This window comes from Aquimarina discodermiae (assembly GCF_040786235.1).
Taxonomy (GTDB): domain Bacteria; phylum Bacteroidota; class Bacteroidia; order Flavobacteriales; family Flavobacteriaceae; genus Aquimarina.
The window spans coordinates 150,712-166,440 of sequence record NZ_JBFMKP010000004.1 but is presented as its reverse complement, the minus strand read 5'-3'; the positions used below and the strand labels follow the sequence as shown (position 1 = coordinate 166,440).

The window sequence follows — 15,729 nt, the reverse complement described above, 5'->3', positions numbered from 1 at the left end:
AGGGTTTTATGTTTTTTAATAATTTATATAGATCCAACCCGTTTTTGGAGGTACTTCATTCATACCAGATTCTATGATGAAATAGTAAGGCCCAGGAGGTAATTTGTCACTGCCAAATACTAGATTTCCGTTCGAGGTACCATCCCAATCATTTTGATAATCCTTGGCTTCGAATATTTTATTACCTGATCGGTTAAAAACTTGAATGGTATGATTGGCAAAGTTTTCGAGACCTTCTATCACCCAAGTATCATTAACTCCATCTCCGTTAGGAGAAAACCCTTTGTCGAAACTAATGGTAGGTATTACAACTTCTTCAGTATTGATACTGAAATTTTCAGATTCTGTATTTCCAATTCCTGCATTACCGGCAAGATCTGCGATCTTTGTGTTGTCAAGAATGATGATATTGTTGGCATTGTTAATTTCATCTACAGGAGTAAAGGCAGCTGTAAAGGTAATGCCTCCGTCAGAAGAACTTACAGGGCTTAGCGTTCCATTGGGAATAGTTAGGTCACTATTATCAAAACCAGTAATAGCTTCAGAAAAGGTTATGGTTACAGTTGCTGTTTCACCAATTGTTAAATCGTTGTCATCTAAAGTGATAGTGGCGGTTGGAGCAATGTTGTCATTGATGGTCACATCGATAGTAGTACTATTAGGACAATTTCCAGAAGTTGTATAGGTAATGGTATATGTATCAGGTATTGATTCTAAAAGGTTAATGGCCCCTGATCCAGTATCAATGTTTAACCCAGCAGGGGTAACCGAGAAAGTTCCTCCTGCTAATCCGGTGATAATTGGCGTTGGGTCAGGATCTGATTGCGAGTATGTAGCCGCGTCATAGTTAAATGAGGCATCATCAAGCGCATTGATTGTTATGGTTGTATTGCTGTTTTGTGCGCATGTTCCTGTGGTTGTGTAGGTGATAGTATACGTATTTGGTGTTGAATCAGAAACATCAATTGCTCCCGAGCTGCTGCTTATACTTAATCCAGAAGGAGTAGAAGAGAATAATCCTCCTGTTAACCCTGTGATGGTAGGAGTTGGATCTGTGCCATCAATACAATATGCTGTTGCACTATAATTGAAAGATGCATCGTCTAAAGTAGTAACAGTAACACTAGAGCTTGACGAATTTGAGCAATTGTTACCATCGGTAAACGAGTAGGTAATTGTATGTGTTCCTGTACCCGCGGTCATTGGGTTGAGTGAATAGGTCATTCCGTTACCATCATCGGTAACTCCTGGACCAGAATATGTGCCTCCTGTTGGTGTTCCTCCGCTCAATCCTGTTTGTATTCCAGCATCTATACAAAGATCAGAAGGAGGTGTAAAGGTAACTGTTGGAATAGCAAATACTTCTATATTGTCATTTGCACTGCCGATTCCTACGGTATAAATTATCGTATGCACTCCGGCTCCGGCTGATGAAGGATCAAAACTATAGGTCATTCCGTTACTATCATCTGTAACTCCAGGCCCCGAGTATACTCCTCCAGTAGGTAATCCGCTTCCTAAACCGGTTTGTGTTCCAGAATTTATACAAACATCTGTCGGTGCTGTAATCGTGATATCGTCGTTGAGGATGGTTATAGTTGCGCCATCTGTAATATCGATATCACTTGATGATACTGTGGTAGCTACTAACGAATTTATCGATATGGTAAGAGTTTCATTACTTTCTACGACGATATCAGCGGTTGGGGTAACTGTAAAAGTTTCAGTTTCGTTTGCTGTTCCTGCAAAAGTTAATGTTTGTGCATTTACGGCAGTATAGTCATTATTTGCTGTGGTTGCTGTTCCATCAGCAGTGTTTACATCTACATCAAAACCACCATCCACAGCATTGTCTAAAGTAACGACAACCGTAATGGCACCATCATCTTCGTTTCCACTAACATTGGCAATGGTGACTGTTGCGTTATCATCGTTAGTAATGGTTCCGGTCGCACCATCAGTAATAGAGATGTTTCCGGCAGTTACTGTTGTGGCGACCAACGCACTCATTGATACTGTAAAAGTCTCGTCAGCTTCCACTTTGGTATCAGCACCAAGTGTTACTACAATTGTTTGGGTTTCACCTGCGTTTCCTGTAAAAGTTTCTGTAGAAGCACTTATTGCAGTATAATCACTATCAGCAGTGGTTGCTGTGCCATCAGCGGTGCTCACATCTACATCAAAGCCACCATCGACCTCGTTGTCCAACGTCAAAGTAAATGTTACCGATCCAGTATTTTCATTTGCCATGACATCATCTATAGTTACCGCTGCAGTATCATCATTGGTGATGGTATATGTATGCTGTGTATTTGTTCCTAAATTTGCATTAGAGGGATTTGATAAAGTAACGATTATTGTTTCATCACTTTCTACAATTGCATCATTGATGATGCTTGCAATAGTGATATTTTCACTGGTGCTTCCTGGACTAAATGTTAAGGTTCCGTTTGCAAGTGTATAATCAGTACCTGCTGTTGCTGTACCCGTTACAGCATAATTTACAGTTATGGTAGACGCACTGGAAGGGAATAAGTTAACGGCTAGATTTGTAGAAGATACACTTTCTGCATTGCTGCTACTAGTGCTTGCAAATGCTACAGATGGTAATGTAAATATAGGGTCACTAGCCTGACTGATTGGTGTGGTATATGTAGTACCGGTATTACCTGCTGAATCGGTCATTGATAAACTCACAGGAATGTCATCTCCAGCCGCGACACTGGTTCCGCTACTTAGGATGGTAAAAGTTGCGGTATAAATTGTATTATTTGTTTTACTTAGACTTCCTAGAGCAAACCCTCCTATGGTTCCCGAGATTCCTCCGGATCCTGTTGTATAATCATCAGTGTCGCTATTCACAGTAATAGTTGCCGTCACGACATCATTGACATTCATGGTTACATTTGGAATAGATACGTTTGTTATTACTGGTGAATTGGCGTCGATAGCATCGGCGTTTTGACTAATAGCAGTGGTAAAGGAGGCTGAGTTGTTACCAGCGGGATCTGCTAGGACAAAACTTACAGGAATATTATCTCCGGCAGCTCTATCGGTATTTCCTTCTGCTACTGTATAGACAGCGCTATAGTTGCCACCACCATCATCACTAAATCCCGTTACCGAAACTCCGTTAACGGTTCCTGAAGTAAGACTTAAACCTGCTTCACTGGCAGTAATAGTTACGGAAATATTATCTCCTACTTTTGTAGCGCTATTGGGGATGGATACACTGGTCACACTGGGTGAATTTGCATCTATAGCATCAGCATTTTGGCTGATTGCAGTAGTAAAAGCAGCCGAATTATTACCTGCCGCATCAGCCAGTACAAAACTTACAGGAATATCATCTCCTACAGCTCTATCGGTATTTCCTTCTGCAACGGTATAAGTAGCACTGTAATTTCCACCACTATCATCACTAAATCCTGTAACAGTAACTCCATTTACACTTCCTGAAGTAAGGCTTAAACCGGCTTCACTTGCGGTAATACTTACGTTAATATTGTCTCCTACTTTTGTAGCACTGTTGGGTATGGTTACATTGGTTACGCTTGGGGAGTTGGCATCAATCGCATCAGCATTTTGGCTAATAGCTGTGTTAAAAGTAGCTGAGTTATTACCAGCAGGATCTGCTAGCACAAAGCTTACCGGGATATTATCTACTGCAGCTCTGTCTGTATTTCCTTCGACTATGGTATAGGTAGCACTATAACTACCGCCACTATCATCACTAAATCCTGTTACAGCAACTCCATTTACACTTCCTGAGGCAAGGCTTAGCCCTGACTCGCTTGCAGTAATGGTTACCGTAATATTATCTCCTACTTTTGCAGCACTATTGGGTATGGTTACATTGGTCACACTGGGTGAATTTGCATCAATGGCATCTGCATTTTGACTAATAGCTGTATTAAAAGTAGCCGAGTTATTACCTGCTGCATCTGCTAGGACAAAACTTACCGGGATATCATCTCCAGTTGCTCTATCCGTGTTTCCTTCAGCTACGGTATAGGTAGCACTATAATTTCCACTGCCATCATCGCTAAATCCTGTAACAGCAACCCCATTTACACTTCCTGAGGTAAGGCTTAAACCGGCTTCACTACCAATAATCGTTACAGTAATATTGTCTCCTACTTTAGCGGGACTATTAGGGATGGATACACTCGTCACACTGGGTGAATTTGCATCTACAGCATCAGCATTTTGACTGATTGCAGTAGTAAAAGCAGCCGAGTTATTCCCTGTCGCATCAGCCAGTATAAAGCTTACTGGGATATTATCTCCTGCAGCTCTATCGGTATTTCCTTCTGCCACAGTATAAGTAGCACTGTAACTACCTCCACTATCATCGCTAAATCCTGTTACATTAACACCGTTTACACTTCCCGAGGTAAGGCTTAAACCAGCTTCACTTGCGGTAATAGTTACCGTAATATTATCTCCTACTTTTGCAGCACTGTTAGGTATGGTTACATCGGTTACACTTGGGGAGTTTGCATCTATGGTATCTGCGTTTTGACTAATAGCCGTGTTAAAGGTACTTGAGTTATTACCAGCTGCATCTGTCATTACAAAACTTACCGGTATGTTATCTCCAGCTGCTCTATCGGTATTTCCTTCGACTATGGTATAGGTAGCACTATAACTACCGCCACTATCATCGCTAAATCCTGTTACAGCAACTCCATTTACACTTCCTGAGGTAAGGCTTAGCCCTGCCTCGCTTGCGGTAATGGTTACCGTAATATTATCTCCTACTTTTGCAGCGCTATTGGGTATGGTTACATTGGTCACACTGGGTGAATTTGCATCAATGGCATCTGCATTTTGACTAATAGCTGTATTAAAAGTAGCCGAGTTATTACCTGCTGCATCTGTTAGCACAAAACTTACAGGAATATTATCTCCGGCAGCTCTATCAGTATTTCCTTCTGCTACAGTATAAGTAGTACTATAGCTACCACCGCCATCATCGCTAAATCCTGTTACCACAACTCCATTTACACTTCCAGACGTAAGACTTAAACCAGCTTCACTGGCAATAACTGTTACAGTGATATTGTCTCCTACTTTTGTAGCACTGTTGGGTATGGCTACACTAGTCACACTAGGCGAATTTGCATCTATGGCATCAGCGTTTTGAGTAATGGGAGTGCTAAAAGTATTTCCTGCTTTGCCTCCAGAATCTGTTAGTGTTACGCTTACAGGAATTGTACTTCCTGCTGCTATATCTGTGCCTCCTTCTGATACGGTAAAAACTGCCGTATATGTTGTACTGTTTGTTCTGGACAAACTTCCTAAGGTGAAACCACCAATCGTTCCAGAGATACCACCAGAACCTGTGGTGTAATCATCAGTGTCACTATCTACAGTAATCGTAGCTGTTACCATATCATTCACTTTCATAGCCGCATTAGGGATGCTAATTGCAGTAATATTTGGACCAACCGCGCTAGAAATTACAGTAGTAGTATTGTCAGAGTCATTATCGGCGCCATCATTAATTAGAACGGTAAATGTGGTTGTTTCTGTGGTTGATGTTCTATTGTCGGTTGGATTAAAACTTAATGCTCTAATTGCGGTTTGCATGGCGGCAGTTGTTCGACTGTTCATCGTATAAGGTCCGGTTCCAGAATCAGCCCCGGTAATTACACCTTTTGCATTAGTATCAAGAGTGATCGTAGCGGTAAGATTGTCTCCGTCTGCATCTATTGTTGTAATGGTAGAAAATGGAGTGATTGTACTATTGTCATTTACTGCTTGTCCAGCCAGGGTGCCTCCGATAACTGGTGCGGTATTTCCTCCTGATACAGTAAAAATAGGTTGAGTACCAGGGAAATTCGCTCCTCCGGGACTAATATCTTGCATTGCTGTTTCACTACCGCTCCAGTTTCCATGAGTACTGATAGCAGCCAAAATTGTTGCTTTATCTCCGGTCAAGGTGCCTCCGTAAACTAAATTATCGGCATGTCCTCCAGCTGCAGTCGTGATTGCTACGGCGTCTGTTCCTAGTGTCAAATCTGTGGGTAAATAAGAAGTGGTTGTACTTACGCTTCCAGATGTTCTCCATTCATTGGGATTTGTTCCTGAAGAGGTAGACCAATTAGCAAATCCATACACCCAGTTTGATGGAGTTCCTGTTGGTGAAGCTCCCTGGTAAATTAACCAGCTGTCCCCTCCACTTGCTACAGCAACTGCTGTTACAGAACCGGTCCATCCGGTAGACGAAACACTTCCATAGGTGGTTAGGTCTCCCGCTATGATACCCGGAGTAGTGATAGTGATGTTTAATAAAGTCCCTGCAGGAACACTAGAGGTGGTTGTCCACGTAAGTGCTCCATTGGATGTAGATGAAGTATTGAATGCAGCGCCATCCCATGGGTAATCAGAAATGTGAATAGTCTGTCCAGAGGGAATATTGGCTAAAGCCACTAAAGCCATTTGATCAGGAGATACATCAGAATTAAATCCTACAATGGCTAGGTCTCCTTTAGCTAATTGTGTGTAACCATAAAAGTTAAGTAATGAGGTAATTATAAAAAGAATTAGAGAATGTTTGCTATTTTTCATAATGTAGATTGATTGTTGTCTATGTAAAATCATCAATTAGAACTCTTAAGACAGGTTTATCATGTGAGGTATAAGAAGTTTGTGGATTGCTTAGGAATTGTGTTTTAGTACTTCAGTAGCTTATGGATTAAAGGTGTTTTCTTAATAGAAATTCCTGCCAATTGAAACCTGAAATATCACCGATAAGCCATCTGTTTAATTAGTAATAGACTAGAAGATTAGAGCCCTCTAGTCTATTATTTCATGATAATAATGTTAACTTCTTTGAGGAAAAACACCTTGCAAGCAAATAATGTAATGCAAGGTTAAGTACGGTTGCATGATGGTTGTGGGTTGCTGACCTCCGGTGGGAAGTACAGAAATGTTTTGTTGATCTATAACGGTGCTTGGGCTAACGCTAGGATCAAGGTTGCTATCGGGGTTTGATGAGTATATATTAATAGGGTCACCATTAATATCTTTGGCTCCAGCCAGTACCGAATTGGGGGTGGGCACCGAATGATCTCCATCTTGCGATGATGTCCTAATTACGGTGTTAACTTCAAGCGCCCCGGTTTTTGATACCTGGTGAAAATGGTTAGCCATATGAGCTGTGGTTAATGTTACCGTTTCTGTTCCACCTCTTGCACCCAGTCTATGAGTGCTCAAGCCTGGCCCTGTTCCTTCGCTAATAGGTACACGACCTCGCAGATCGGGTAGTCCCATTGTGGTTCTTCCATCTCCTCCATAGGTAGTTCCTATGATCGAGAATAATGCTGTGTTTTGTGAAATAGCTAGTAATTGTCCGTTGCAATATGCCCATGCTCTTGGGGCGAAATTACCTGCGAATAAACGAATTTCTCCAATGTTTCCATCCATAATGTTTTAGATTTAAGAGTTGATAAATAATGTTATGATTTTTATACTTGCATACTGAGTGTTTTGAGCTGAGAGGTGAATAATTGTCCTTGTCGCAGTCCTAAGTGTACATACTTGTTACCTGTTAATATGCCTGCATCAGAACTTATAATATTTATTTTTAAAAGTTTTCCGTACTTACAACATATGAACAGTCCCTCTTGCGGATGCGCGTGCACTATTTCTCCTGGGGTTTTGCCTAATAATGGTACTTGTCCATTGACAGGTGAAACCTCAAGAATTTTGATAGGTGAACCCTGGTAATACGTGGTTGCTCCGCCATATTTAGGGTTGCATGCATTTACTAAATTTTCAATATCATCTGCGGTTTGTTCTTCCCAAATAATTGTTGTTTCAGATAAATTAGGAGCAAAACGATAGTTGTGAGGTTTGTCTAAGGATTGAGGCTTGTAATTTTCATTAGATACCCCTAATCTAATAGCTTTTTCTATGATTTCAGAGAGTGCATAACTCATTTTAGAATTAAGCATTCCCATAGTTTCTCCGGGTATGATGGGTGTCGAATGCTCTAAAAGTATTTTGCCTGTATCCCAGTTTTCATCCATTTGATGTATAGTGATAGCAGTATTTTTTTCTTGGTTTTTGATTGACCAAAACAAAGGGTCAGGACCTCGGTTTACGGGTAATTTTCCGAAATGAATGTTTAGAAACCCATAGGTAGGAATCAGTAATGCATCTTTAGGAATTTTTAAAGAAAAACCACAGACTAACACGATATCGGGCGCTTGCTCTCTCAGCCAACTAATAAATTCTTTGTTGAGGTTTTGTTTGTTTGTGCTAAACGTTTTATAGCCATCTTTTTGAATTGAGTTTTTCCAAGATATTTGATCAGATAGTAGGTTGTTGGATTCTTGAAAGCAAACTCCTGTCAAAAGTTCATTTGTAGATAAATAATTGTATAATGAAATAGAAGTGGGAAAATTTCCTATGAGAATAACTTTCATATTTTGTAATTCAGGTATTAGGTTTTAAGATGTTTTTTTTAGTTGCTTCTTTTTTTCAAAGAAAAAGGATAGTAAAGGGATAAGTCAACACGTATAATTACCTGAATTGAATATTTTTTTCTCCAGCACATGAGTTTTGTGTACTATTAGATACCAAAAAGTTTTTGGTTTGATAATTTTGAAAGAATGTGTTGAGAGTTTTTTGTTGCGTGACATATCAATTTGTTTTGAAAAGGTTTTAAAACTTTTGACATGTGCTTGTTACTTCTACAATAACTTAATTTCTGTCTTAGGGGTAATTTTGAAGATATTAATAGATATATGTAGTAACGATCTATGCATAAATTTAGTAAAAAAAAACAAATGAACTTGTTCTGGTACTTTGTTTTTAATCAAATTCCGATAATTTTTTAGCTATTATGTGATTTTTAGTTAGAGAAAAAGTGTGTTTTTCCTTAATCAAATAGTTGTAATGGGAAGAAAATGCGAGGTTAATAAAAAGGTGTGAGTTATATCTATTTAACCTAAATTATTACTTTAAATACAGGCATTTTTTTTCGTAATCGATGACAGCTTTCCCTTTCTTTAAAATATCTGCGCCAATGATCCCATCTACAGGTGTTGCCTGATGTGCGATCAATGCCGTGTTGACATGATTAAGATCAAATAAAACCAAAGGAATTCTTTTTTTATGCCATTTTCCTATTTGAATTGTATTTTTCTTAGAAAGTTTAGTAACCATATCTGTTGCTCCTGCTCCTGCTGCAAGAACATCACTGTCCTGCGTAAATAGGGCGAATTTTTCTACAGCTTCAAAACCGACACAAGAATTAGATGCACCAGTATCCACAATAAAATCTCCTTCAACACCATTTAGTATTGCTTTAATCTCAAAATGATTTGTTTTGGTAAGCGTTAGTTTAATTGGAAAATATCCTTTTTGGGTTAAAAATTTTCGAAGAGTACTCATTAGAAATTATAAAAAAACTTGGGTAAATGTAGTGTAAATAAGATAAATAAAAGAATATACCCTAATGAGTAAGAAATGCCATTGTTTCTAAAATAGTTATGTGTGTGAGCAATAGTTATTTAATATTGAAAAACACTTTTATACTAAAAGAAGTTGATTTCTATTTTAAAAGAAGGATAAGGACTCACAAAATTTAATATTTTTGCGGCATGATACTAACCGATACCCATACCCATATTTACAGCGAAGCTTTTGAAGAAGATCAAGACCAAATGATGCAAAGAGCAATTGCTAATGGAGTAACACGTTTTTTTGTTCCCGCAATTGATTCAACCTATACAACGTCAATGTACGAGATAGAATCCAAATATCCAGCACATGTTTTTTTAATGATGGGATTACATCCTACACATGTTAAGGAAAATTATAAGGATGAGTTGAAGCATGTAGAAGAAGAGCTTAGAAATCGATTAGAGGGAAATGGTAAAAAGAAGTTTTATGCCATAGGTGAAATAGGGGTGGATCTATATTGGGATAAAACATTTTTGAATGCACAAAAAGAAGCATTTCGATTTCAAATACAATTGGCAAAAAAATATGAACTCCCTATAGTGATACATTGTCGAGATGCTTTTTCTGAAGTTTTTGAAGTTTTAGAGTTAGAAAAAGGAGAAGACTTGTTTGGTATTTTTCATTGCTTTACAGGGACACTAGAAGATGCACATCGTGCAATAGGATATAATATGAAATTGGGAATAGGAGGGGTGGTAACCTTTAAAAACGGAAAAATAGATACTTTTCTAAATCAAATAGCATTAGAACATGTTGTTTTAGAAACAGATGCACCTTATTTGGCACCTACACCATACCGTGGGAAACGTAATGAAAGTTCTTACTTGATTAATGTGATAGAGAAGCTTGCAGTGGTGTATCAAAAATCTGTCGAAGAAATTGCAGCAATTACTACTCAAAATTCGAAAGATATATTTGGGATCTAATTAATTAAATATCATATAAAATTAGTTCTTTTGCCTTTATGAATACATCACCAGACATATTACTAATATATACCGGAGGGACCATAGGGATGATCAAGGACTTTGAAACAGGAGCTTTGGTTGCTTTTGATTTTGATGAGTTGTTGTTAAATATACCAGAACTTAAACAATTAGATTGTAATATTACCACGGTAGGGTATGAAAAACCTATCGATTCTTCTGATATGAATGTAATATATTGGAAAAAACTAGGAGATATTATTTATGATAATTATGATACGTATGATGGCTTTGTTGTGTTACATGGTAGTGATACGATGTCATATACAGCATCTGCTATTAGTTTTATGTTTGAAAACCTTTCTAAGCCAATAGTTTTTACTGGATCACAATTGCCGATAGGAGACCTGCGAACCGATGCAAAAGAAAATTTAATTACCGCTGTTCAAATAGCAGCTTTGCAAGAAAAAGGAAAGCCTGTAATTACAGAGGTTGGTCTTTATTTTGAATATAAATTACTGAGAGCTAACAGAACAACAAAAATTAATGCAGAACATTTCGAAGCATTTAAATCTCTTAATTATCCATCTTTGGTAGAGTCCGGAGTTCATCTTAAGGTAAACTCTTCTTTTTTGTTTAAAGCAAATAAGCGAAAAAAGATAGTGTATCATACTCATTTTGATAATGCTGTTATTATCGTTAAAATGTTTCCGGGGATAAGTGAAGAGATTTTAAAGAGTCTTTTTGCTATTTCTTCTATAAAAGGGATTGTTTTAGAAACCTATGGAGCAGGTAATACTACAACAAAAAAGTGGTTTATTACCTTGGTTTCTGATATGATAAAAAGAGGGGTTCCTATTGTAAATGTTACACAATGTATAGGAGGAAGTGTCGAAATGGGTAAATATGATACGAGTGTTGCCCTAAAAAATGCAGGTGTAATATCAGGAAAAGATATTACTACAGAGGCTGCAGTAGCAAAATTAATGTATTTGTTAGGAGAAAATTTACCGCTTAAGGTTCTCAAAACCATCTATGAAACCTCTTTGAGAGGTGAAATGTCTGAAAATTAACGCCTCAAATTTTACCATATAACATTTTTTTTGTTATTTGCCCATCCCTTTTTTCGGGAGAAATTACAGAGAGGTGGCCGAGTGGTCGAAGGCGCACGCCTGGAAAGTGTGTATACGTCAAAAGCGTATCGAGGGTTCGAATCCCTTCCTCTCTGCATTATTATTAATTTTTTAATAATTTTTATATAATTTTTATATCTTTAACCCTTTAACTAATTAAAATTAAGAATCAGCGCAATGAAAAGATTATTTTCTATTCTGGCAATCGCAGCAGTTATGACTTTTGGAAATTTACAAGCTTCTACTGCTCCTGCCCAGTTATTATCGGCAAATATGCAATTATTAATTGCTCCTATAACTACGACAACGACTCAAGAAGAAGCAGTAACTGAAGCTAGCAGCGAACTGTCATTTCACCAAAATCTTAAAAAACGTTTTATAGAAGGAGGCCCAGAATTTATGGGTATCGTACTTTTATGTTTGATATTAGGTCTTGCGATAGCTATTGAAAGAATTATCTTTTTAAATCTTTCTACAACAAATACTAAGAAATTACAACAAGATGTAGAAGATGCGCTAAATAGTGGCGGTGTTGAAGCAGCAAAAGAAGTTTGTAGAAATACAAAAGGACCTGTTGCCTCAATTTACTATCAAGGTTTAGATAGAGCAGATGAAAGCATCGATGCGGCAGAAAAAGCTGTTGTTGCTTATGGAGGTGTTCAAATGGGACAATTAGAAAAGAATGTTTCTTGGGTATCTTTATTTATCGCTCTTGCTCCTATGTTAGGTTTCATGGGTACGGTAATTGGTATGATTCAAGCATTTGATAAAATTGAAGCAGCTGGTGATATGCAGCCATCTCTTGTAGCTGGAGGTATTAAAGTAGCACTTCTTACTACTGTATTTGGACTGATTGTGGCAATTATTCTTCAAATATTTTATAACTATATCGTTGCAAAAATTGATAGAATTGTAAACGATATGGAAGATGCTTCGATTACTTTAATCGATATGTTGGTAGCTTACAAGAATAAAAAATAAGAATTTATTCTTTTGGGATAAGCCCATAAGTATTGTTCCTTATTTAGGAATGTAAGAGTAATTAATTCTTATTATTTAATCGGAATGCCGAAGTAAGTATTCCAAAATTAAAAAATAGACACATGAAAATTTCTAAAATATTATCATATGTTGTGCTGGGAGTAGGAATCTTAGGAGGACTTCTTTGGTATGTTATGAGTAGCTCAATAAGTACTCTGATGGCAGAAAATAGTGTTTCTGAAGCTAGAGAGCTACCTTTGGATATTGCTGAATCTACCGTAACACCTTTGTACAGCTTAACATTAGTGATTTTTGTTGTTACATTAATAGCAACATTAATTGCCGTATTTTCAACTATGGCAAAGAATCCAAAAAGCCTTAAAAATACCGCTATCGGGCTAGTAGCTTTTCTAATCATAGTAGGACTTGGTTTTGTTCTTGCTGATGGAGTAGAAACACCGATGAAAGATGGAGAAGTTCTTTCTGCTAGTGGTTCAAAATGGGTAGGAGCTGGATTGTATACATTTTATGTTTTAGCTGCAGTTGCAGTGGGACTAATGTTTCTTTCTGGGATTAAAAAATTAATAGGTAAATAATTATGGCAAGAAGATCAGCACCAGAAGTAAATGCAGGGTCAATGGCCGATATTGCATTCTTACTTCTTATTTTCTTCCTGGTTACTACTACTATCGAAACTGATAGTGGTATTAGTCGTAAGCTTCCACCTCCGCAGGAAGAGAATATAGAACCACCAATTCTTAAGCAGAAAAATATTTTTGTGGTAGAATTGAATAAAAATAATGATTTATTAGTTGAAGAAGCTCCGATGGAATTAAAAGACCTTCGTGAAGCTGCTATTAAGTTCTTAGACAATGGTGGAGGACAAGGAGTAGAAGCATGTACATTTTGCCAGGGAGCAAAAGATCCTTCTTCTTCAGATAATCCAACAAAAGCTGTAATCTCTTTGCGTAATAATAGAGAAACTAATTACTCAGCTTATATAGCGGTACAAAATGAATTAGTAGCGGCATATACAACATTGCGTAACAGAGAGGCAAATCGTCTTTTTGGTAAATCTTTTGAACAAATGGAAAAAGATTTAAAAGATGTAAATTATGCTGGTAATAAAGAGTCTTTGAAAGAAGATATCAAGCAAATCCAGTTTATGTTTCCTGAAAAACTTTCGGAAGCAGAACCTAAAAAGTAATATTAACATAAAACATAATTCTTATGTCAAAATTTAAAAAGAAAAAGAGTGGTGATTTACCAGCGATTTCTACGGCATCATTACCAGATATTGTTTTTATGTTATTATTTTTCTTTATGGTGGCAACGGTAATGCGTCAAAATACTTTGATGATCGAAAATAAGTTACCAACCGCAGATCAAATAGAAAAGTTAGATAAAAAAGATTTGGTGATGTATATCTATGCAGGAAAACCTAGCTCTAGATACCGTGCAAGTGCAGGTAGTGAAGCAAGAATCCAGCTTAACGATAAATTCGCAGATGTAAGTGAAGTAAAAGCATTTATATTAGCAGAAAGAGCATCCAAAAGAGAAGAACTGGTTCCATTTTTGACCACTGCCTTAAAGGTAGACGGTGATACCAATATGGGATTAGTTGGAGATATAAAAAAGGAACTTAGAGATGTTCAGGCATTAAAAATTAACTATACTACCAGAACGGGTAGTGCAATGGATAATTTTAATTAATGACTATAACTATTTAGTTTACTTTTTAAAATGTTTAAAAAAACCTGTCTTATGACAGGTTTTTTTATTTTCACTCATATTCTCTTTAATAATGGCATAACAATTGTTTATGTTATGGTTAATTAAGATCTATTTTTTATAATATCATTTACTAACCTTCCAAAAGTGATATTAGGTATAGATACTATTTTTTTCAACGGTATTTTTTATGGCAAATTAACAAGAGGTCTCTTGTTTAAAAGTGTGTCGAGGTATTTATATGTTTTGAGGTGCCACTTTTAGTAGAATATGTAGCCTTTTCTAATCTATTCACATCACTTAAGATCTTGGTTTAAAGATTTTGTAAGTAATTATTAACTAAATATTTTTATTATGACAAAACGATTGACACCAAGTGTTAATGCGGGATCAATGGCTGATATCGCATTTTTATTACTCATCTTTTTTTTAGTAACTACTACCATAGAAACCGATTATGGAATTCGCAGACAGCTGTCACCGCCTCAAGATGATCCAATTGATACTTATATTAAAGAAAAAAATGTTTTGGAAATAGCTATAAACCAAAATGATGAGTTGGCTGTAGAGGGAAATATATTATCGGTAGAAGAACTTAAAAATACCACCATAGCATTTTTGGATAATGGCGGTAATGCGAGTTGTGATTATTGTAGAGGAAAGAATGATAAAAAATCTTCTGATCATCCAGATAAAGCTGTGATATCTCTGGTTAGTGATAGAGAAAGTAGTTATGAGATGTATGTGGCTGTTCAGAACGAATTAATGGAGGCATATAACCAATTACGCAATAGAGAATCAGAAAGGTTGTATGGAGTGTCGTATGAGGTTATAAAACAAAACTTGAATAGCAATTCTCCTAGCGAAAAACACCTAGCTAGAGAGCGTATGTTAAAAATTCAATCCCTGTATCCAGAAAAAATTTCTGAAACTTCATTAACACGTTAATACCCATCTAATATTTAAAAATTATGGCCAAATTAAAAAACAGAAAAAAAATTAATACCCCCGAAATTTCTACAGCATCATTACCAGACATTGTATTTATGTTGCTTTTTTTCTTTATGGTAGCAACGGTGATGAGAAAAAATACATTGATGATAGAGAATAGATTGCCTTCTGCAAATCAGGTCGAGAAGTTGGATACTAAAAATTTAATCATGAATGTATATGTTGGTAGACCAAGCTCACGATATAGAAATGTTGGATCCGAAGCAAGAATTCAGCTTAATGATAAGTTTGCAGAGGTAAAGGATATAAAAGCATTTATAATGGCAGAAAGAGCGTCTAAAAAAGAATCTTTACGTCCTTTTTTGATAACATCGCTAAAGATTGATAAAGAAATCAGGATGGGATTAGTAGGTGATATAAAAAAAGAACTTAAAGAAGTAAATGCACTTAAAATCAATTATACTACACGGTTGAAAGATGGAAGTAATTCTAATAAATGAGGTTGTGAGTTGCTTAAAACAAACAAC

At 36.8% G+C, this 15,729-nt stretch carries 12 protein-coding genes and 1 tRNA gene; 9 read left to right on the top strand and 4 right to left on the bottom strand.

What is annotated here, in order from left to right; translation table 11 throughout:
- Window positions 1-15: 15 nt before the first annotated feature.
- The 4 genes from ABW636_RS03795 to ABW636_RS03780 form a co-directional block, all read right to left on the bottom strand.
- Window positions 16-6,576, bottom strand: a complete 6,561-nt coding sequence (locus ABW636_RS03795; protein WP_367588619.1) for an Ig-like domain-containing protein — start codon at window positions 6,574-6,576, stop codon at window positions 16-18.
- 255 nt (window positions 6,577-6,831) lie between these two features.
- A complete protein-coding gene (locus ABW636_RS03790) occupies window positions 6,832-7,434 on the bottom strand; it encodes a phage tail protein (protein ID WP_367588618.1) in 603 nt (200 codons plus the stop codon).
- A gap of 41 nt (window positions 7,435-7,475) precedes the next feature.
- A complete protein-coding gene (locus tag ABW636_RS03785; protein WP_367588617.1) occupies window positions 7,476-8,438 on the bottom strand; it encodes a methionyl-tRNA formyltransferase in 963 nt (320 codons plus the stop codon).
- Between the two features lie 532 nt (window positions 8,439-8,970).
- Window positions 8,971-9,408, bottom strand: a complete 438-nt coding sequence (locus tag ABW636_RS03780; RefSeq protein ID WP_367588616.1) for a retropepsin-like aspartic protease — start codon at window positions 9,406-9,408, stop codon at window positions 8,971-8,973.
- Between the two features lie 209 nt (window positions 9,409-9,617).
- Between ABW636_RS03780 and ABW636_RS03775 the strand changes: the two genes are divergently transcribed.
- From ABW636_RS03775 to ABW636_RS03735, 9 genes are all read left to right on the top strand, one after another.
- Window positions 9,618-10,406, top strand: a complete 789-nt coding sequence (locus tag ABW636_RS03775; protein WP_367588615.1) for a TatD family hydrolase — start codon at window positions 9,618-9,620, stop codon at window positions 10,404-10,406.
- 38 nt (window positions 10,407-10,444) lie between these two features.
- Window positions 10,445-11,479 (top strand): asparaginase, encoded by a 1,035-nt coding sequence (locus tag ABW636_RS03770; RefSeq protein ID WP_367588614.1) that lies wholly within the window; start codon window positions 10,445-10,447, stop codon window positions 11,477-11,479.
- A gap of 67 nt (window positions 11,480-11,546) precedes the next feature.
- Window positions 11,547-11,634: transfer RNA gene (locus ABW636_RS03765), tRNA-Ser, on the top strand.
- A gap of 82 nt (window positions 11,635-11,716) precedes the next feature.
- The gene (locus tag ABW636_RS03760) at window positions 11,717-12,520 is read left to right on the top strand and encodes a MotA/TolQ/ExbB proton channel family protein (RefSeq protein WP_367588613.1); all 804 of its coding nucleotides are present in this window, start codon (window positions 11,717-11,719) and stop codon (window positions 12,518-12,520) included.
- Between the two features lie 122 nt (window positions 12,521-12,642).
- On the top strand, window positions 12,643-13,116 hold the full coding sequence (locus ABW636_RS03755) for a hypothetical protein (RefSeq protein WP_367588612.1): 474 nt from the start codon (window positions 12,643-12,645) through the stop codon (window positions 13,114-13,116).
- Between the two features lie 2 nt (window positions 13,117-13,118).
- A complete protein-coding gene (locus ABW636_RS03750; protein WP_367588611.1) occupies window positions 13,119-13,727 on the top strand; it encodes an ExbD/TolR family protein in 609 nt (202 codons plus the stop codon).
- Window positions 13,728-13,750: 23 nt separating this feature from the next.
- Entirely contained in the window at window positions 13,751-14,233 is a 483-nt protein-coding gene (locus tag ABW636_RS03745; RefSeq protein ID WP_367588610.1) for an ExbD/TolR family protein, read from the top strand.
- Between the two features lie 372 nt (window positions 14,234-14,605).
- A complete protein-coding gene (locus ABW636_RS03740) occupies window positions 14,606-15,199 on the top strand; it encodes an ExbD/TolR family protein (protein WP_367588609.1) in 594 nt (197 codons plus the stop codon).
- Between the two features lie 23 nt (window positions 15,200-15,222).
- The gene (locus ABW636_RS03735; protein WP_367588608.1) at window positions 15,223-15,702 is read left to right on the top strand and encodes an ExbD/TolR family protein; all 480 of its coding nucleotides are present in this window, start codon (window positions 15,223-15,225) and stop codon (window positions 15,700-15,702) included.
- The last annotated feature ends 27 nt before the right edge of the window (window positions 15,703-15,729 follow it).

Excerpts from the sequence above, each read along its gene's own strand:
- ABW636_RS03795 (WP_367588619.1), bottom strand. The coding sequence starts at position 6,576 with ATGAAAAATAGCAAACATTCTCTAATTCTTTTTATAATTACCTCATTA.
- ABW636_RS03790 (WP_367588618.1), bottom strand. The coding sequence starts at position 7,434 with ATGGATGGAAACATTGGAGAAATTCGTTTATTCGCAGGTAATTTCGCC.
- ABW636_RS03785 (WP_367588617.1), bottom strand. The coding sequence starts at position 8,438 with ATGAAAGTTATTCTCATAGGAAATTTTCCCACTTCTATTTCATTATAC.
- ABW636_RS03780 (WP_367588616.1), bottom strand. The coding sequence starts at position 9,408 with ATGAGTACTCTTCGAAAATTTTTAACCCAAAAAGGATATTTTCCAATT.
- ABW636_RS03775 (WP_367588615.1), top strand. The coding sequence starts at position 9,618 with ATGATACTAACCGATACCCATACCCATATTTACAGCGAAGCTTTTGAA.
- ABW636_RS03770 (WP_367588614.1), top strand. The coding sequence starts at position 10,445 with ATGAATACATCACCAGACATATTACTAATATATACCGGAGGGACCATA.
- ABW636_RS03760 (WP_367588613.1), top strand. The coding sequence starts at position 11,717 with ATGAAAAGATTATTTTCTATTCTGGCAATCGCAGCAGTTATGACTTTT.
- ABW636_RS03755 (WP_367588612.1), top strand. The coding sequence starts at position 12,643 with ATGAAAATTTCTAAAATATTATCATATGTTGTGCTGGGAGTAGGAATC.
- ABW636_RS03750 (WP_367588611.1), top strand. The coding sequence starts at position 13,119 with ATGGCAAGAAGATCAGCACCAGAAGTAAATGCAGGGTCAATGGCCGAT.
- ABW636_RS03745 (WP_367588610.1), top strand. The coding sequence starts at position 13,751 with ATGTCAAAATTTAAAAAGAAAAAGAGTGGTGATTTACCAGCGATTTCT.
- ABW636_RS03740 (WP_367588609.1), top strand. The coding sequence starts at position 14,606 with ATGACAAAACGATTGACACCAAGTGTTAATGCGGGATCAATGGCTGAT.
- ABW636_RS03735 (WP_367588608.1), top strand. The coding sequence starts at position 15,223 with ATGGCCAAATTAAAAAACAGAAAAAAAATTAATACCCCCGAAATTTCT.